Origin of the sequence: Nonomuraea sp. NPDC048882, assembly GCF_040649755.1 — a bacterium.
In the GTDB taxonomy this organism is placed as follows: Bacteria; Actinomycetota; Actinomycetes; order Streptosporangiales; family Streptosporangiaceae; genus Nonomuraea; species Nonomuraea maheshkhaliensis.
Genome location: NZ_JBEZGB010000020.1, coordinates 18,149 through 34,922, shown reverse-complemented (window position 1 = coordinate 34,922; position 16,774 = coordinate 18,149). Strand labels below are relative to the sequence as shown.

Annotated in this window: 19 protein-coding genes; 13 read left to right on the top strand and 6 right to left on the bottom strand. The window is 69.2% G+C overall.

Annotated elements, in window-relative coordinates; translation table 11 throughout:
• The first annotated feature begins 65 nt into the window (after nt 1-65).
• Complete coding sequence (locus tag AB0C27_RS46220; protein ID WP_357859165.1) at nt 66-644, top strand: YqgE/AlgH family protein; 579 nt, start codon at nt 66-68, stop codon at nt 642-644.
• Between the two features lie 64 nt (nt 645-708).
• Here the strand turns inward: AB0C27_RS46220 and AB0C27_RS46215 are convergent, their stop codons facing one another.
• Entirely contained in the window at nt 709-1,323 is a 615-nt protein-coding gene (locus AB0C27_RS46215; protein WP_357859162.1) for a TetR family transcriptional regulator, read from the bottom strand.
• A gap of 153 nt (nt 1,324-1,476) precedes the next feature.
• Here AB0C27_RS46215 and AB0C27_RS46210 point away from each other — a divergent pair, with 153 nt between their 5' ends.
• From AB0C27_RS46210 to AB0C27_RS46185, 6 genes are all read left to right on the top strand, one after another.
• Nucleotides 1,477-3,075: an MFS transporter gene (locus AB0C27_RS46210; RefSeq protein ID WP_357859159.1), complete on the top strand. Its 1,599-nt coding sequence runs from the start codon at nt 1,477-1,479 to the stop codon at nt 3,073-3,075.
• Between the two features lie 106 nt (nt 3,076-3,181).
• Complete coding sequence (locus AB0C27_RS46205) at nt 3,182-3,442, top strand: DUF3039 domain-containing protein (protein WP_148435018.1); 261 nt, start codon at nt 3,182-3,184, stop codon at nt 3,440-3,442.
• Nucleotides 3,443-3,610: 168 nt separating this feature from the next.
• On the top strand, nt 3,611-4,447 hold the full coding sequence (locus AB0C27_RS46200) for a zinc metalloprotease (RefSeq protein WP_357859155.1): 837 nt from the start codon (nt 3,611-3,613) through the stop codon (nt 4,445-4,447).
• 26 nt (nt 4,448-4,473) lie between these two features.
• Complete coding sequence (locus tag AB0C27_RS46195) at nt 4,474-5,868, top strand: MFS transporter (RefSeq protein ID WP_357859152.1); 1,395 nt, start codon at nt 4,474-4,476, stop codon at nt 5,866-5,868.
• 799 nt (nt 5,869-6,667) lie between these two features.
• Nucleotides 6,668-7,189 (top strand): hypothetical protein, encoded by a 522-nt coding sequence (locus AB0C27_RS46190; protein WP_357859149.1) that lies wholly within the window; start codon nt 6,668-6,670, stop codon nt 7,187-7,189.
• 124 nt (nt 7,190-7,313) lie between these two features.
• Complete coding sequence (locus AB0C27_RS46185; RefSeq protein WP_357859146.1) at nt 7,314-9,065, top strand: DEAD/DEAH box helicase; 1,752 nt, start codon at nt 7,314-7,316, stop codon at nt 9,063-9,065.
• Nucleotides 9,066-9,171: 106 nt separating this feature from the next.
• Here the strand turns inward: AB0C27_RS46185 and AB0C27_RS46180 are convergent, their stop codons facing one another.
• The 3 genes from AB0C27_RS46180 to AB0C27_RS46170 form a co-directional block, all read right to left on the bottom strand.
• Nucleotides 9,172-9,660 (bottom strand): GNAT family N-acetyltransferase, encoded by a 489-nt coding sequence (locus AB0C27_RS46180; protein ID WP_357859144.1) that lies wholly within the window; start codon nt 9,658-9,660, stop codon nt 9,172-9,174.
• 82 nt (nt 9,661-9,742) lie between these two features.
• The gene (locus AB0C27_RS46175; RefSeq protein ID WP_357859141.1) at nt 9,743-10,864 is read right to left on the bottom strand and encodes a hypothetical protein; all 1,122 of its coding nucleotides are present in this window, start codon (nt 10,862-10,864) and stop codon (nt 9,743-9,745) included.
• Nucleotides 10,854-11,960 carry a helix-turn-helix transcriptional regulator gene (locus tag AB0C27_RS46170; RefSeq protein ID WP_357859139.1) on the bottom strand — a complete coding sequence of 369 codons (1,107 nt, stop codon included), beginning with the start codon at nt 11,958-11,960 and terminating at the stop codon, nt 10,854-10,856. Before AB0C27_RS46170 ends, AB0C27_RS46175 begins: the two co-directional genes overlap by 11 nt.
• Before the next feature lie 410 nt (nt 11,961-12,370).
• Here AB0C27_RS46170 and AB0C27_RS46165 point away from each other — a divergent pair, with 410 nt between their 5' ends.
• Entirely contained in the window at nt 12,371-12,595 is a 225-nt protein-coding gene (locus tag AB0C27_RS46165; protein WP_357859136.1) for a hypothetical protein, read from the top strand.
• Nucleotides 12,596-12,791: 196 nt separating this feature from the next.
• Nucleotides 12,792-13,169 carry an STAS domain-containing protein gene (locus tag AB0C27_RS46160; protein ID WP_346114208.1) on the top strand — a complete coding sequence of 126 codons (378 nt, stop codon included), beginning with the start codon at nt 12,792-12,794 and terminating at the stop codon, nt 13,167-13,169.
• 3 nt (nt 13,170-13,172) lie between these two features.
• Here the strand turns inward: AB0C27_RS46160 and AB0C27_RS46155 are convergent, their stop codons facing one another.
• Both AB0C27_RS46155 and AB0C27_RS46150 read right to left on the bottom strand, forming a co-directional pair.
• Nucleotides 13,173-13,742, bottom strand: coding sequence for a nicotinamidase (locus tag AB0C27_RS46155; RefSeq protein ID WP_357859132.1), 570 nt, complete (start codon nt 13,740-13,742; stop codon nt 13,173-13,175).
• A 15-nt stretch (nt 13,743-13,757) separates the two neighbouring features.
• Nucleotides 13,758-15,041 carry a nicotinate phosphoribosyltransferase gene (locus AB0C27_RS46150; protein WP_357859129.1) on the bottom strand — a complete coding sequence of 428 codons (1,284 nt, stop codon included), beginning with the start codon at nt 15,039-15,041 and terminating at the stop codon, nt 13,758-13,760.
• A 46-nt stretch (nt 15,042-15,087) separates the two neighbouring features.
• Here AB0C27_RS46150 and clpS point away from each other — a divergent pair, with 46 nt between their 5' ends.
• The 4 genes from clpS (at nt 15,088) to AB0C27_RS46130 (ending at nt 16,773) form a co-directional block, all read left to right on the top strand.
• The gene (gene clpS / locus AB0C27_RS46145; protein ID WP_357859126.1) at nt 15,088-15,381 is read left to right on the top strand and encodes an ATP-dependent Clp protease adapter ClpS; all 294 of its coding nucleotides are present in this window, start codon (nt 15,088-15,090) and stop codon (nt 15,379-15,381) included.
• Between the two features lie 43 nt (nt 15,382-15,424).
• A complete protein-coding gene (locus tag AB0C27_RS46140; RefSeq protein WP_357859123.1) occupies nt 15,425-15,949 on the top strand; it encodes a DUF2017 domain-containing protein in 525 nt (174 codons plus the stop codon).
• 9 nt (nt 15,950-15,958) lie between these two features.
• Nucleotides 15,959-16,360, top strand: a complete 402-nt coding sequence (locus tag AB0C27_RS46135; RefSeq protein WP_346114215.1) for a M67 family metallopeptidase — start codon at nt 15,959-15,961, stop codon at nt 16,358-16,360.
• A gap of 140 nt (nt 16,361-16,500) precedes the next feature.
• Nucleotides 16,501-16,773 (top strand): MoaD/ThiS family protein, encoded by a 273-nt coding sequence (locus AB0C27_RS46130; RefSeq protein ID WP_106248253.1) that lies wholly within the window; start codon nt 16,501-16,503, stop codon nt 16,771-16,773.
• Nucleotide 16,774: the final 1 nt, after the last annotated feature.

Here is a 16,774-nt window from a genome sequence, read left to right as displayed (position 1 = left end):
GCACGAAAAGTAACATCCGCTACCGGGGGGAGCGCGCACCCCCGCAGGTACTTCATGATGGATGTATGGCGGAAGCGATCTACGTCGGCGGGTTGCTGGTGGCGACGCCACTCCTCGACGACCCCAACTTCCGGCGTAGCGTCGTGCTGATCCTCGAACACGACCACGACGGCGGCACCCTCGGCGTCGTCCTCAACAGGCCGAGCGACATATCGGTGACGCAGGTGCTGCCCGTGTGGGACCCGCTGATCACCGGGCCGCCGGTGCTGTTCGAGGGCGGTCCCGTGCAGACCGACAGCGCGCTCGCGCTCGCCGCCGTCCCGAGCGGCGAGGAGCCGCTCGGCTGGCGCCGGCTGCACGCGGGCACCGACGCGGTGGCCCGCCTGGGGACGGTCGACCTGGACGCGCCGCCGGAGATCCTGCAAGGGGAGATCGCGCAGATGCGCATCTTCGCGGGGTACGCGGGATGGACGTCGGGGCAGCTGGAGAGCGAGATAGCCGAGGGCGCCTGGTATGTCGTCGACTCCGAGGTCGGCGACACCTTCCATGCCAACCCGGCCTCGTTGTGGCGTCACGTGCTGCGGCGCCAGCGCGGCGAGCTGGCCTTCGTGGCGACCTGCCCGGACGACCCGACACTCAACTGAGACGACAGACACTCGACTGAGACGACCGGCGCTCAGGTGGACGGCCGCCGGTCTCGGGGGCGGTTCAGTGCTGCAGGTCCCAGCCGGGCCGCAGGCAGCGCTCGGCCAGCTCGATGCTCTCGGCCATCCGCCGCTGGATCTCCTCGATCGTGCAGTCGCGCCGCGGGCACTCGAAGCCGACGCGCATGGTGGACATGGCGAACGCCACGATCAGGTGCGTGAGCTGGTCCTCGTCGGGATCCACGCCCCGGCGCGCGGCGATCACCTCGGCCAGGCGCCGCTCGGTCTGCGCGCCCCTGGCCACCGACTTGCCGACCAGGTGCGGATTGCCGTCCAGCAACCTGCGCAACTTCAGGAACCTGAGCGCGTCGTCCGGCGTTGAACCCTCGACGTCGGCCAGGACCGAGCGCAGCGCGTGCATCAGGGCCGTGAACGGCGGCTCGTCCGCCGGGCGCTCCGCGAGCGTCTCCAGCATGATCTCCTCGCCGTGGTCGTGGAACCACATCGCCAGGTGATCCTTGTTGGTGAAGTAGCGGAAGAACGTGCGAGGGGAGATCTCGACCGCCCCCGCGATCTGCTCCACGGTGGTCGACTCGTATCCTTGTTCGAGGAAGAGGTCGAGCGCCGCGTCCAGGATCGCCAGGCGCGTCTTCTCCTTCTTGCGTTCCCGTAGACCCACCGTCACTCCCTCGAAACCGTCCTGTCACAGTGTGCCATAAGTCATAGGGCGACTGTTGAAAGTCGTTTGTCATGTGTCATGCTCTGCCATAGATTACCGGAGGCTTACGAGACTTATGCCCCGGTGCGGGGCGGCATGTTTTGAGGGGGACTCATGGCTCAAGCGAAGGCGGTCGACGCGCCGTCATCGCCAGGCCCGGCGAAGACGGGGACCGGCGGCAACCCGTGGCTGGTGCTGCTGGCGGTCAGCCTGGGCGTCATCATGGTGATGCTCGACGGGACCGTGGTGGGCATCGCCAACCCGGTCATTCAGGTGGACCTGAAGGCCACGCTCTCCGATCTGCAGTGGGTGACCAGCGGTTACCTGCTGGCGCTGGCGGTCTTCCTGATCACCGCGGGCAAGCTCGGCGACCTGTTCGGCCACAAGCGCGTGTTTCTCATCGGTGTGGGCGGCTTCGCCCTCTCCTCGGTGGGCATCGGGCTCAGCGCCGAACTGGCCGACATCATTCCCGGCGCGACGCCGGCCGGCGCCCTGATCGGCCTGCGCGTGCTGCAGGGCCTGTTCGGCGCCCTGCTGCAGCCCGCCGCCCTGGCGCTGCTGCGTGGAGCGTTCCCGGGCGAGAGGCTGAACCAGGCCATGGGGGCCTGGGGTGCGATCATCGGCCTGTCCAGCGCCGCCGGCCCGATCGTGGGCGGGCTGCTGGTCGAGAGCAGGGGCTGGGAGTCGGTCTTCTTCATCAACGCGCCCGTCGGTGTGGTCGCGCTCGTCCTCGGCATCTTCCTGATCAAGGAGAACCGCTCGCAGACGCTGGCGCGCATCGACTGGCTCGGCGTGCTCCTGCTGTCCGGCGCGATGTTCTCGCTGGTCTGGACGATCATCAAGGCTCCCGAGTGGGGCTGGGGCGACAGCACGACCCTGACCTTCATCGGCGCCTTCGTGGTGCTCATGGCCGGATTCATCTTCTGGCAGAGCCGGGCCAGGCAGCCGCTGGTGCCGCTGTCGCTGTTCGCCAACCCGTCCATCTCCATCGGCACGTTCCTGATGATGATGGTGGCGTTCGCCATGTTCGGCGCGATGTTCTTCCTGGGCTTCTTCTTCCAGGGGGTCCACGGGCTCAGCCCGCTGGACGCCGGCCTGCGCATGTTGCCGATGAGCGCCGGCATGATCGTCGCCTCGCCGCTGGCGGGCATGCTGCTCGGCAAGCTCGGGCCGAAGATCACGATGGCCGCGGGTCTGCTGATCACCGCGTTCTCGATGTTCCTCATGTCGCAGCTCAGCATCGACGCCTCGTTCATGGCCAGCGCCATCCCGTTCGTGCTGCTCGCCTTCGGCCTCTCGCCGGTCTTCGTGGGCGCCACGGAGATCATCGTGGGCAACGCGCCGGTGGAGCTGAGCGGGGTCGCGGGTGGCGTGCAGCAGTCGGCCATGCAGGTCGGCGGCGCGCTCGGCACCGCGATCCTGGGCGCCGTGATGGCCGGCGAGATCTCCCGCAGCCTGCCCGGCTACCTCGGCCCGGCGGCGCAGGCGATCCCGGCCGAGCAGATGACGGCGCTGGAGAAGATCGCCGCGTTCGGCCAGGCGCCTCCCGGGGTGCCGCAGCAGGTCGCCGACGCGCTGCACAGCTCGTTCATGGACGGCATGCACCTCGCCTTCCTGGTGAGCACCGGCATCGCGGTGCTGACCGCGCTGCTGGCGCTCTTCGTCAAGGCCGGCAGGAAGAGCGCCGAGGGCGCCCCGGTGCACGTGGGCTGACCAGCGTACGGAACCGTGCCCGGCCTGGGCTCGTCGTCGCGGCCCCCGCCCCTGTGGCGGGGGCCGTTCCGTGTTCCGGGGTCGCGGGCGGGCATAAACTCGTGGGGTGAGCACGAAGATCCTCCCAGAGCAGGAGACCACTCCGCGGACGTCGCACGGCGACGGCGATCACGAGCGGTTCGCCCACTACGCGGACAGGAACAAGATCACCGAAAGCATGGTGACCGGCACGCCGATCCGCGCCCTGTGCGGCAAGGTCTGGGTGCCCAGCCGCGATCCCAAGAAATATCCGGTCTGTCCGGAATGCAAGGAGATCTACGAGGGCCTGCCGCCGGGTGGCGGCGAGGGCGGCGACGACAAGCAGTGAGTGTTGCTGAGTGGTAAATCCCTTACGGAGAGTTACGGTCTGTAGCCAGACCGGCTCAAATCGTAGGGGGTTCGCATGGCCCGGCGCGCGACCGCTGTCGTCTCGGCATGCCTGCTCGTAGCCGGGTCCATCCGGCCGCCATGGCCGGGCTCCCCTGGGATCGCCGCCGTGACCGGTCCGGCGGCCGTACCCATGGCCGACGACGGCTGTGCCGAGCGCGCGCACGCGTCGCGCAGCTCGCCCGGGCCGCGTTCGCCCAAGCCGGAAGACGTGGCCAAGGTGCTCGCCGAGCTCGGCGAACGGCTCGCGGGCGTCACGCCGCCGAGCCAGATCACCGTGCCCACCCGGGTGCACGTCCTCACCAAGGGTCCTGAACGGAAGGTGTCCGACGAGGCCGTCAGGGCCCAGATCGACACGCTCAACTCCGCGTACGCCGGCAAGTTCGGCGGCGTGGACACCGGCGTGCGCTTCCGCCTCGACGTCATCTCGGTCAGGGAGAACGGCCCCTGGTTCACCGACCCCATCGGCCACGAGAAGGCCATGAAGCAGGCGCTGCACGAAGGCGGGGCGGGCACGCTCAACCTCTACATCGCCCAGCTCAGCGAGCTCATGCTGGGCTTCGCCAGCTACCCCTACTGGTACGCCGGCTCTCCCCGCCTCGACGGCGTCGTGATCGACTGGCGCAGCCTGCCCGGCGGCGCGATGGCCGACTACAACCGGGGCTTCACCGGCGTCCACGAGATCGGCCACTGGCTCGGGCTCTTCCACACTTTCGAGAACGGCTGCAAGGAGCCGGGCGACGGCATCGACGACACGCCCCGAGAGGCCCGCCCGACCGAGGCGTGCCCGCTGGACAAGGACTCTTGCACCGCCCACAAGGGCAAGGATCCGGCCCACAACTACATGGACTATGCCCACGACCGGTGCATGTGGGAGTTCACCCAGGGACAGGCGAACCGGATGCACGAGATGTGGGCGGCCTACCGCGACACCGCCGACGCCTAGTATTTCCGACAAATTACGATGTGCAGGTGACAGCACCAAAGGCACTCGACGCTCCCCACAGATCCGCCGGCATCCTCGGCCCCGAGTACCGCACGGCCACCCTCGGCATCCTGCTGGTCGTCACACTGATCGCGTTCGAGGGCATGTCGGTCGGGGTCGTCATGCCGGCCATCGCCGGCGAACTGGACGCCCTCGACCTCTACGGGCTCAGCTTCTCCGCCTTCCTCATCGCCAGCCTGTTCATGAACGTGGTGGCCGGGCTGTGGTCGGACCGGCGCGGCTATTCGATGCCGTTCCTGGCCGGCGTGGTGCTGTTCGTGATCGGCATGGCCCTGGCCGGGGCGGCGACCTCCGCCGGCATGTTCCTGGCGGCCAGGGCCGTGCAGGGGCTGGGCGCCGGCGCCTCCATCGTGGCGCTGTACGTGATGATCGCCCGCGTGTACGCGGTGGACGTGCGGCCGAAGGCGTTCGCCTCCGTCTCCGCCGCCTGGGTGGTGCCCGCCATGGTGGGCCCGTCCGTGGCCGGGTTCGTCGGGCAGCACTGGGGCTGGCGTTACGTTTTTTACGGGATCATCCCGCTGGTCATCCCCGCGCTCGTGATGCTCGTACCGGCGTTGCGCAAGGGCTCGGCGGGGGAGGCCGACGCGCCCCAGCCCGGCACCGGGCCCCGGTCCAGGCCGGTGGCGATGACGCTGGCCGCCACCTGCACCGCCGGCGGCGCCGGGTTGCTGCTGCACGGCGTGGACCGGCTGCACAGGGAGGTCGTGCCGGGGAGCCTGGAGACGGCCGCCGGGCTGGTGCTGCTGCTCTGGGGCCTGTACCGGCTGCTGCCGCCCAGGGCGCTGCGCTTCGCGCGGGGGCTGCCCACGACGATCGTCATGCGCGGGTTCTTCTCGGCCTCCTTCTTCGGCGTGAACGCCTTCATCCCCCTGGCGCTGCAGGAGGTGAAGTCCTTCGACACCACGTCCTCGGGGATCGCGCTCACGACCGGGGCCCTGGGCTGGTCGGCGGGGGCGTACATCCAGAGCAAGGGCTCCGGCCGCGCGGACCAGCGGATCAGGCTGGGCGCCGCGGGCGTGGCCACGGGGATCGTGCTGTGCCTGCTCTCCGTGCTCCCCGGGGTCACCGGATGGATCGCGGTGCCCGCCTGGATCGTGGCCGGCTTCGGGATGGGCTTCGGCCTGACCACGGTCAGCGTCACGGCGATGAAGCAGTCGCCGCTCCACGAGCAGGGGGCCAACTCGGCCGCGCTGTCGGTGTCCGACCAGCTCGGATCCGCGCTGTCGATCGGCATCGGCGGAGCGCTGGTGAACGTCATCGGGCACTCCTCGTCCCAGATCGCCACCGGGTTCCTGGTCATCTCCTGCCTCATGGCGGTCATCGCGGTGAGCGGCAGCGTGCTCGCCGGTCGCACCCGCTGAATTCCGCACCTCCCGTCACACCGATCACAGTTCGCCTGAGCGCCGTCGCCAGGAGTGATAGGACAGCGGGCAAGGAGGTGCCATGGAGGACGATCACCGTGTCTGGCCCCCTGAACCGGGGCCAGGGCATCGCCGTACGCCTCCAGAGGACTCGGTGCCCGCGCGGGGCGGCGCACATCGGGACGAAGGGGTCTCGCGGGCGACCCCTAGGCACGCCTCCGCGCCGTACGTACCGGAACCGCCAGAACCGCCCGAACCGCCGGAACGGCGGGACGAGGCCGGTTGGGGCCGCCCACCCGACCCGCCACCGGCCTTCGGCCGGCGCGAGCGGCCGTACGAGCAGTTCGGCCGGCGGCACGAGCCCCCGGCGGACCCGGACCCCGACCCGGACCCGGGCTGGGGGCTGGACGATCCCGATGAGCAAGAACCCCGTTGGGGACGAGCGGATCTTGACACTCGCTGGGGACGAGCGGATCCCGCGGATCATGACACTCGCTGGGGACGAGCGGATCCCGCGGATCATGACACTCGCTGGGGACGGGACGATCCCGCGGACCTTGATTCCCCTTGGGGGAGGCGGGGGCATCCGCTGGATCTGGACCGGGGGGAGCCTGAGGAGCCCGCGTGGGGCCCCAGGATCCGCGGAGCCGCCCCCAGAGAGCCGAACCACGGGCGAGGGGAGGCGTGGGAGGATCTGCCCCCCTCCGCCCGCCTGCACGGCTCTCCCGCCGACCCCGGGCTGCGCAGAAGACGCCCGGCCGGCCCGACCGTTCCGGCCGGCGGAGGGTTGTGGCGGCGCGTGGCGGTCGTGCTGGCCGCGCTGATCGCGGGGACGGGCCTGGTGGCGGGCGCCGCGGTGGCGGCGCTGCGGCTCACCGCGCCGCCGGAGCGGACGGGCCTGCTGCGCGACGCGCTGGCCGGGGTGACGGCGACGTTGCCGCAGGGCTGGAGCACGGGCTCGGTGGCTCCCGTCACGGGGTTCACCTCGGTCGTACGCGACGAGCGGGGCGCGCTCGTGATGGCCAGGCCGGTGCCGGGCCCGGTGACCGACGTCAGGAAGGCCACGGCGGAGGCGGCCGAGCTGTACTCCCGGCTGCTGCTCAACGGCGACCGCGTGAGCGTCGTCGACGACAGGAAGACAGCTGACGGCCACACTCGTGCCCTGCGCGCCGAGTACAAGGACGTGGTGAACCGGCCGGCGTTCCTCAGAGTGATGCTGGTCACTCGTACGGACCGCTCCGTCCTGCTGGTCGGGCTGCTGCAACCCGAGGACGACAGCCGCAGGCAGGCGTTGAACGAGGTCATGACGAGCGTCCGATAAGCCGCATAGCACGTGAGGAAGACCTTGGCCAGAATCCCCGGCTCACGGCACGTCTTGTCGGTGGGCCCGATTACCCTTGGGTCACTGTGAGAGAGCGAAGCACACCAACCCCAGAGGTGATGCGGTGAGCACCTTCGCCGCGTCCCACCTTTCGCCTTCCTATCCCGACCGGGCCGCGTGGGGCACCGCCCCGAAGTTGCGTGCCTGGCAGCAGGAGGCGTTCGACCTCTACTCCAGGCGTGAGCCGCGTGACTTCCTCACCGTGGCGACGCCGGGCGCGGGCAAGACGACCTACGCCCTGCGCATCGCCAGCGAGCTGCTCGCCAACGGGGTGATCAAGGCGATCACGATCGTGACCCCCACCGAGCACCTCAAGCGCCAGTGGGCCGACGCCGCCGGGAAGGTGGGCATCGGCATCGACCCCGAGTTCAAGAACAGCCAGGGCGCGACCTCGCGCGACTACATCGGGGTGGCGGTCACCTACGCGCAGGTCGCCATGCACCCTGCCCTGCACAGGGCGCGCACAGAAAACCGCAAGACCCTGGTCATCTTCGACGAGATCCACCACGCGGGCGACGCCAAGTCGTGGGGCGACGGCGTGCGCGAGGCGTTCGAGCCCGCCGCGCGCCGGCTGCAGCTGACCGGCACGCCGTTCCGGTCCGACGACAACCCGATCCCGTTCGTCGCCTACGAGGAGGACGCGGAGGGCTTCAAGCGCAGCATCGCCGACTACTCCTACGGCTACGGCCCCGCCCTCGACGACGGCGTCGTGCGTCCGGTCATCTTCCTGGCGTACTCGGGCGAGATGAAGTGGCGCACCCGCGCCGGCGACGAGATCGCCGCGACGCTCGGCACGCCGCTCACCAAGGACCAGCTCTCCCAGGCGTGGCGGGCCGCGCTCGACCCCAAGGGCGACTGGATCCGCCAGGTCATGCAGGCCGCCGACCGCCGCCTCACCGAGGTGCGCAGGGGCGTGCCCGACGCCGGCGGCCTGGTGATCGCCACCGACCACGAGACCGCCCGGGCCTACGCCCGCCACCTGCGCAACATCACCGGCGAGGGCGCCACGGTCGTCCTGTCCGACGATCCCGGCGCGTCCAAGAAGATCAAGCAGTTCGCGTCCTCCGAGGACCGCTGGCTGGTGGCCGTGCGCATGGTGTCGGAAGGCGTCGACATCCCCCGCCTGTGCGTGGGCGTCTACGCCACCTCCACCTCGACCCCGCTCTTCTTCGCCCAGGCCGTGGGCCGCTTCGTGCGGGCCCGCAAGCGCGGCGAGACCGCCTCGGTCTTCCTCCCCTCGGTGCCCACCCTCATGGGGCTGGCCAACGAGATGGAGGTCGAGCGCGACCACGTGCTCAACAAGCGACCGCCGGAGGACGGACTCGACGACACCCTCCTCGAACAGGCCAACCGCCAGAAGGACAATCCCGACGTCCTGGGTGACGAGCTGCCGTTCGAGACGATGGAGACCACGGCCACCTTCGACCGCGTGCTCTTCGACGGCGGCGAGTTCGGCACCGGCGCGGAGGTCGGCTCGGCCGAGGAAGAGGACTTCATCGGCCTGCCCGGCCTGCTGGAGCCCGACCAGGTGGCGACCCTGCTGCGCAAACGGCAGTCGGACCAGCAGGCCGCCCGCCGCAAGCAGTCGGCCGAGGAGGCCCCGCCGCCGCTGGCCCCGCACGAGCAGATGGCGGAGCTGCGGCGCGAGCTCAACGGCCTGGTGGGGGCGTGGAACCACCGCACGGGGCAACCGCACGGGGTGATCCACTCGGAGCTGCGCCGCGCCTGCGGCGGCCCACCGATCGCCCAGGCGACGGCGGAGCAGATCCAGGAACGCATCGCCATGATCCGCCGCTGGGCCACCCAACGCCGCTAGGCGGTGCCCCGGTGACGACCAGGCCCGGCCTGGCGTCGTCGGGGCGGGTCGGAGCTCAGGCGGGTCGGGTCAGAGTCCGGCGCGGCCGGGTCGGGGTCTGACGCGGTCAGGCCGGATGGCGGGCGCAGGGCTGGTCGTGGTGGCGGTCGAGTTGCCTGACCATGATGCGGCACTTCTCCGGCAGCATCTCGCGTTCGCCGTTCGCGCCGTACTCGATCCGGGTGGTGTTCACGTTGCCGTGCGGCCATTCCTCGTACCCGCGGCGCCGGTACAGCCGCAGCGCCGCGGGGTTGTCCAGGCCCACACCGAGTGCCACCTGGTCGTGCCCCATCGCGGACAGCCGTTCCTCCGCGGCCCGCAGCAGCTCCGTGCCGATTCCCTGGTTGCGCCTGATCGGCGTGACCTCCAGGTGCGTGAGCAGCGCGACCCCCGGCAGGTGGGTGCGCAGTTCGGGCTCCTCGGCGGGCGCGAGCCAGACGTAGACGTCTCCCAGGGCGATCCGCCGCTCCCAGGCGATCAGGAGGAACCCGTGCCCGGCCCCTTGGAGGCTCAGGCGGTCGGCGAAGTAGGTCTCCTGGCCGAGCGAGCTGATCACGGCAGGAAGATCGGCATGGACGGCTTGGCGTATGTCAGGTGCCTCCACGGACGTCAAGATTCCCGGTTGGTGCCGGTATGAATCAAATGCGTAGTTTGTGATTCAGCGCCGGCGCGCCATCCTTGACCAGCCATTTCAGCGCGTCGCTGACATTCGCTGTGAGCCGTGAATGTTTTCTCAGGTGCTGGACCCACTGGTAACGATCTTCGTTCCAGCCTTTGAGATAACGTACGCAGAACTCCGGCTCGATGCTGTTGAGCCTGCCCAGCGCTGCCAGCAACGAGTTCTCCATGGCGGTCGCGTCCTGCCGGGCGCCCAGCCGTCTGACCCGCCCCAGCACGTCCGTGATGAACGCCCGCCGCCGGGCCAGGAAGTCCTCCCAGTGCCGTACGTCGACCGCGCCTCCCAGCCCCTCTCTGCGATCGAGCAGCCAGTAGACGCCTTCGGCCAGCACGTCGCCGAACTCCTGGTCACGTGCCCTGATCGGCTGGTCGAAGGGGTCGTACACCCGCTGCCGCACTTCCCCGGTCACCGCCAGCGGGCGCAGCGAGCCCTCGTCCAGCAGATAGAACCAGTCCTCGTTGTAGACGTTCGGGAAGAACGAGGGGTTGCGGAACGTCTCGACGGCCAGCGCGCCGCCGCCCACGAACGACTCCTGGCGCCCGCCCGTGAGCCGGTGCGCGTGGCACACCACGGAGTTGTCCGGATAGCCGCCGATGTGCATGCCCACGGCGTCGTAACGGTCGAGTAGCGCGGCGGCCCGCATGACCTGCTCGTGCCCGCCGACCTCGATGTCGTCGTCGAGGAAGACGACACGTTCCCAGCCCGCGAGATGGGCCAGCAGCAGCCCGATGTTGCGTTTGGCGCTGAGGTCGGTCAGCCGCCTGAACCTGGTGTCCTTCACGATCGTCGTCGTCTCGAAGTCCGGCAGGTTCAGCCGCTCCACCGGGCCGAGGTCGATCGCGACGTAGCGCACGCCGGGCGGCATCTGGGCGGCGGCGATGCCCGCCTTGCTCCAGTCGCGGCTGTGCAGGGTCACCAGCGGGCAGCCGAGCGTGCTCGCCAGCCGGATCGCGTGCGACAGCCACTGCGGATGCCGGATGGTTGGGACGATGATGGCGTCCGGTATGGCGCCTTCCGCATCGGTGACCGGGGTGTCGGCGAGGTCCCGGTGGGAACCGTGATGATGCTCCTCAGTCTCCACTAGAGGGCTCCGACCATTCGTGGAGCCGTACGGAGTCCAGGGTCCAGTCGGGGGTGACGACGGCCCGGCCCTCGATCCGGACCCGGGTGAGCATGCTGTAGGAGGTGGCGTCGCCGAAGCGCTCGCGCAGGTAGGCCGCGTTCCTGTCGCGGAAGCGCTCGTCGGTCAGCGCCCGCACCACTCCGTACACGCCTCTGCCGTACATCCCGTTGCAGATGGTCAGGGTGCGTTTGACGTTGTCGGGATTGACCCCGCGGTAGAAGAACGCGACGTCCTCCAGTAGTCGCACATTAGCGCCAGACCCGATGTGGCGCGGATGATGCCTGGACGGCGTGTCGCCGCCCTCGTTGACCTCGAAGTACGGGCCGAGCTCGCCGTTCCAGTCGGGCACCTGCCGTACCGGGAGCTCGATCCGGGTCAGCATGGACGCGGTGACCTGGTTGTAGTCGACGCCGCCGAGGAGCGCCAGGTGCGTGGTGAAGTCGTCGGAGCGTAAGTCCTCGGGGGCGCGCAGCGTGACCAGGTTGCGCGGGTTCGCGGCCCTGAGGTGGCCGTGCAGCTCGAACAGCGAGTCGAGGTCGGAGTACTTGTAGTGCTCGATGTAGTCGGGGCTGTCCGGCGAGGTGTACGGGATCTTGGCGCGCTCCTCCTGGGGGAGCTGCGAGCAGATGATCGTGATGGGCTCCCCGTCGGGGAAGCGCCACGGGTTGTCCCGGTAGACGTCATGGCCGGAGGGCTCGGTGCTTTCGCCCGAGGCCAGGGCCTTGAGCGCCAGCTGGCGCAGCCGGGTCAGCTCCGCGAGGAGCTCGCGCTGCTCGTCCAGCTCACGCGGCGTCAGATCGGTGAGCGGCAGCACGCGGGCGCGGCCGTTGGCGATCGAGCGTCTCGTCGCGAAGAAGGTGGCGTACTTCTCCAGCCGATGCAGCGGCGGGACCTTGATCGCGTGGGTGGACTCCCACGATGAGATCAGCGGCACGCTGACCTCGAGAGCCTGGCGAAGCTGGGCCTGGGTGATCCGCAGGCCGGGCCAGTGCTTCTCGCGGAGCTCGCGCAGGCGGAGCGCCAGCGCGGCCTGCGCGGAATCATCGCCGCTCATGCCGTGATCTCATTCGTGTGAACTTCAGTGATTTCTAGTGAACATCGGTCCAGCTGTCGAATCTTCGGGTGAAATCGCAGCTAGGCCGCCATGTCGCAAATGACGCAGACGAATCTTTGGAGCGAAAGCATCAGTCTAACCAGCAGTTCGCTCGCTGCGTGCGCGAATGGGCGGCCGGTGTAGGGGGTAAATAGAAAACGAGGGAAACTTCAGTTAATACTTCTGAAGTCTACTGAATATGGTGGAGGTGGTTCGCGACGGACATGCGATGAACCACGTTCACCCGAGGAGCGGCATCCCCAGCGGAAAGACCGCGGGCACCCCCGAGACGCGCCATCGGCGCGGGTGCCCGGCACGGCAAGGTTTCTGTCAGAAGCGCGTCAGAGCGCGTCTCCGCAGCAGGGAACACCATGTTCACAACAATCCTCCATGTCTCGGCGGCGACGTCCGCCTCCCTTGAGACCCGGCACCTGTCCCTTCTCATGCTCACCGTACTGATCACGCTGGCGGTGGGGGCCCTGCGGGCCCTCCTCCGGCGTACGCAGGTGATCGTCGTGGTGGGCGGCGCGAGCGTCATGCTGACGATCATCGCCGTCCTGGCCGTCGCCTATCTGGTCACCCTTGGAACGGCCTGACCCGCCGCGGGCCCGGCGACCCGAAAGCCCCAGCTCAGGGGGTGTACGGCCGGCGCCGGGCCGATGGTCACGATGCGTGACTCTGTGCTTTTGGACACAGAGCAGTGGCCTGCTGTTAGAAGCTCGGTGGAAGCGGCAACAACCACCTTGGGCGTTCTGAGAGCCGTTTTCACGACAAACAGAAGGACTTTCTCCCATGTCGTCTGAGGCCACCGGAAGGTCGACCCTCACCGTCGTGTCCGGCCTCTCCAGAAACGCCATCATCGTCAGGCTCGAAGGCGAGCTGGACGTCGGCGCGCTGCCGATCTTCAAGGAGCACCTGCAGCGCATCTGGGATCTTCCTCCCAAGGCCTTTCTGGTCCTGGATCTGAGCGAGGTCTCGTTCTGCGACTCCATGGGGCTGAATGAGCTCGTCGACATCATGCAGCGCTGCGAGTCCAGGGGCACCAGGCTGCTGCTCGGCGGGGTGCAGGGGGTCATGGCGCGGGTGCTGGCGATCACCGGGTTGCGGCATGCCTTCGAGGTGTTCGCCAGGCTGGACGACGCGTTGCGGGTGACCGCCGCCTCGTCCTAGCTCTCAGCCCACGTGCGGCGTGCCGCGCAGGACCGCGCCCGCCGCCCGCAGCTCCTCCACCGCCGCCTCCGTGGTCTCCGGCGCCACCCCGGCCGTCAGGTCGAGCAGGACCCTGACCTTGAGCCCGTGCCGCACGGCGTCGAGCGCGGTGGCGCGTACGCAGTGGTCGGTGGCGATGCCCACCACGTCCACCTCGTCCACCCCGCGCTCGCGCAGCCAGTCGGCCAGCGGCTCCCCGTCGCTCGACGTGGCCTCGAACCCGCTGTAGGCCGCGCTGTAGGCCCCCTTGCTGAAGACCTCCTCGACCTCGGACACGTCGAGCGAGGGATGGAAGTCCGCGCCGGGCGTGCCGGCCACGCAATGGGCGGGCCAGGTGGAGGCGTAGTCGGGCTCGGAGGCGAAGTGGTCGCCGGGGGAGACGTGGTGGTCACGGGTCGCCACGACGTGGTCGTAGCCGTGGTCGGTCACGTGGCGGGTGATCGCCGCCGCCACCTCGGAGCCCCCGGCCACGGCCAGGCTCCCGCCTTCGCAGAAGTCGTTCTGCACGTCCACGATGATCAGCGCACTGCCCATGGGCAGAACGATACGTCAGACGAATTCCGTGGAGATGGCCGCGTACCCCCGGCCGAGGTGGAGGGCCTCCTGGGGGAGGGCGGCGACGGTGGCGGCGTGGCGTTCGCGGGCGGCGTCCAGGGGTTCGCGGCCGACGACCTCGCCGTCGCGGACGAGCTCGTGCAGGAGGGGGATGCCGCCTTCGGGGACGCGGCCGCCGGTGGTGATCAGCTCGGTCTCAAGACGGCCCGACTCGTCGAGCAGCCGGTATGCCTCCTTGCGACCCCCGCGCGACGGCTTGCCCACCGAGCGCTTGGCCACGGGCTGCAGCTTGCCGCCGGCCGTCTCCCTGGCCACCAGCTTGTAGACCAGCGCCGCCGTCGGCACGCCCGAGCCGGTCACCAGGGAGGTGCCCACGCCGTAGCCGTCCACGGGGGCGGCGGCCAGGGCGGCGATGGCGTACTCGTCGAGGTCGGAGGTGACCAGGATGCGGGTGTCGAAGGCGCCGAGCGCGTCGAGCTGCTCTCGCACCTCCTGCGCCGCCGCCGCGAGGTCGCCCGAGTCGATGCGGACCGCGCCCAGCTTCGGACCGGCCAGCGCCACGGCCGTGCGTACCGCCTCCGCCACGTCGTAGGTGTCGACCAGCAGGGTCGTCTCGGGCCCGAGCGTGGCGATCTGGGCCTCGAACGCGGCCCGCTCCGAGTCGTGCAGCAGGGTGAACGCGTGCGCCGCCGTGCCGGCCGTGGGCACGCCGTACAGGTGCCCGGCCATCAGGTTGGAGGTGGAGGCGAACCCGGCGATGTACGCGGCCCTGGCGGCGGCCACGGCGGCGACCTCGTGGGTGCGCCGCGAGCCCATCTCGATGATCGGCCGTTTGCCGGCCGCGTTCGTCATGCGGGACGCGGCCGAGGCGATGGCGCAGTCGTGGTTGAGTATCGACAGCGTGACCGTCTCCAGCAGCACGGCCTCGGCGAACGTGCCCTCCACCACCATGATCGGGGAGGCGGGGAAGTAGACGTCGCCCTCGCGGTAGCCGTAGACGTTCCCGGAAAACCGGTAATCGGCGAGAAACGCCAGAGTGCTGTCGTCGACGACATGATGCTCACGCAGATAGGTGAGTTCCTCGTCACCGAAACGGAAGCGTTCGAGCTGGTCGAGGACCCGTCCCGTTCCTGCGACGACGCCGTAGCGGCGCCCACCTGGCAGATGGCGGGCGAACACCTCGAAAACCGCGCGTCTTTGGGCCGCGCCGCTGCGCAGGGCGGCCTGCAGCATCGTCAGCTCATAGTGATCTGTGAGCAACGCAGTGCTCATGGTCATTCTCACGACTCGAAGACTACGGCCCAGATAGGGCAGACTCGGGGATGTGGGTAGCACCGCTCCAATCACCGTCGAGCGTCCGTCATCGGACGTCCGGCCCGATCTGCCGTGGGTGACCATCGTCTGGAACGACCCGGTCAACCTCATGTCCTACGTGACCTATGTCTTCCAAACGGTCTTCGGTTATCCGAAGGAGAAGGCCGAGAAGCTGATGCTGGACGTGCACCACAAGGGCAAGGCGGTCGTGTCCAGCGGCACGCGCGAGGAGATGGAAAGGGATGTGCAGATTCTCCACTCCTACGGCCTGTGGGCGACGGTCCAGCAGGATTCGAACAAATGAGGCACGAGTTGGGGCCGGCATCGGGGTCAGCGAGGTGGCACTGGTGACTTCCGGATTCTCGCGCGGCAAGGACGGCGCGGTCGTCACCGTGTTCGAGCCGGCGGAGGTCTCGCTGCTGCGCTCGCTCGTCTCCATGATGCTCGGCATCGTCTCGCCGGGGCAGACCAGTGAAGACCCGCTGGAGCGGGCGCTGGGCATCGGCGACAGCGCGGCGCCGTCCGATCCGGTGCTGGCCAGGCTCTTCCCGTCGGCGTACCAGGACGACAAGGAGGCGGCCGAGTTCCGCCGCTACACCGAGGCCACGCTGCGCGACGGCAAGCGGGCCGACGCGCGGACCGTCCACGAGACGGCCAGGGCGGGGCGGGCCGAGCTGACGTCTGAGGAGGCCCAAGCGTGGCTGCGCGCGCTCAACGACCTGCGCCTGACGCTCGGCACCAAGCTCGACGTGACGGAGGAGGTCCATGACGAGGTCGCCGTGATGTCCGAGGACGACCCCCGTTACCCGGCTTACGTCACCTACGACTGGCTGACCTACCTCCAGGACAGCCTGGTCCGAGCCCTCTGGTAGCTTCCGGGCATGCTGTCGATCTCGCAGGAATTGGTGGACAAGATCGTCGCGCATGCGCGGGCCGACCATCCCGACGAGGCGTGCGGCGTCATCGCGGGCAAGAACGGGGTGCCCGAGCGGTTCATCCCCATGGAGAACGCCGAGCGCTCGCCCACGTTCTACCGCTTCGACTCGATGGAGCAGTTCAGGGTCTGGCGCGAGATGGACGACCGGGACGAGGAGCCCGTCGTCATCTACCATTCCCACACCGCCACCGAGGCGTACCCGTCGCGCACCGACGTCTCCTACGCCTCCGAGCCCGGCGCCCACTACGTCCTGGTCTCCACGCGGGACGAGGACGAGGTGGAGTTCCGCTCGTACCGCATCCTCGAAGGTGTGATCACGGAGGAAGAGGTAAGGTTTCTCCCATGATGGCCAGACCTGTGCAGAGCTTCCTGTTCGCACACACTCCGGTTGTCGTCCTCTACGACTGTTCCTGAGCTGGAATCCGCATCCAGCCGTCGGCGTTGCATGCCGATGGGACGACGACCTTTCTGAGGAGACTGACCGCGATGGCCATCGAGGTTCGCATTCCGACCATCCTGCGTAACTACACCGACGGGGCCAAGGCCGTGAACGCCGAGGGCGCCACCCTTGAGGAGCTGATCAGCAACCTCGAGTCGGCCCACCCCGGCATCAAGGACCGCCTGGTCGACCAGGGCGCCCTGCGCCGCTTCGTCAACGTCTACCTGAACGACGAGGACGTGCGCTTCCTCGGCGGCCTCGGCACGCCGGTGTCCGACGGCGACACGGTGACCGTCCTTCCCGCCGTCGCCGGCGGATGAC

Excerpts from the sequence above, each read along its gene's own strand:
- AB0C27_RS46220 (WP_357859165.1), top strand. The coding sequence starts at position 66 with ATGGCGGAAGCGATCTACGTCGGCGGGTTGCTGGTGGCGACGCCACTC.
- AB0C27_RS46210 (WP_357859159.1), top strand. The coding sequence starts at position 1,477 with ATGGCTCAAGCGAAGGCGGTCGACGCGCCGTCATCGCCAGGCCCGGCG.
- AB0C27_RS46170 (WP_357859139.1), bottom strand. The coding sequence starts at position 11,960 with ATGAGCGGCGATGATTCCGCGCAGGCCGCGCTGGCGCTCCGCCTGCGC.
- AB0C27_RS46165 (WP_357859136.1), top strand. The coding sequence starts at position 12,371 with ATGTTCACAACAATCCTCCATGTCTCGGCGGCGACGTCCGCCTCCCTT.
- AB0C27_RS46160 (WP_346114208.1), top strand. The coding sequence starts at position 12,792 with ATGTCGTCTGAGGCCACCGGAAGGTCGACCCTCACCGTCGTGTCCGGC.
- AB0C27_RS46155 (WP_357859132.1), bottom strand. The coding sequence starts at position 13,742 with ATGGGCAGTGCGCTGATCATCGTGGACGTGCAGAACGACTTCTGCGAA.
- AB0C27_RS46150 (WP_357859129.1), bottom strand. The coding sequence starts at position 15,041 with ATGACCATGAGCACTGCGTTGCTCACAGATCACTATGAGCTGACGATG.
- AB0C27_RS46135 (WP_346114215.1), top strand. The coding sequence starts at position 15,959 with ATGCTGTCGATCTCGCAGGAATTGGTGGACAAGATCGTCGCGCATGCG.
- AB0C27_RS46130 (WP_106248253.1), top strand. The coding sequence starts at position 16,501 with ATGGCCATCGAGGTTCGCATTCCGACCATCCTGCGTAACTACACCGAC.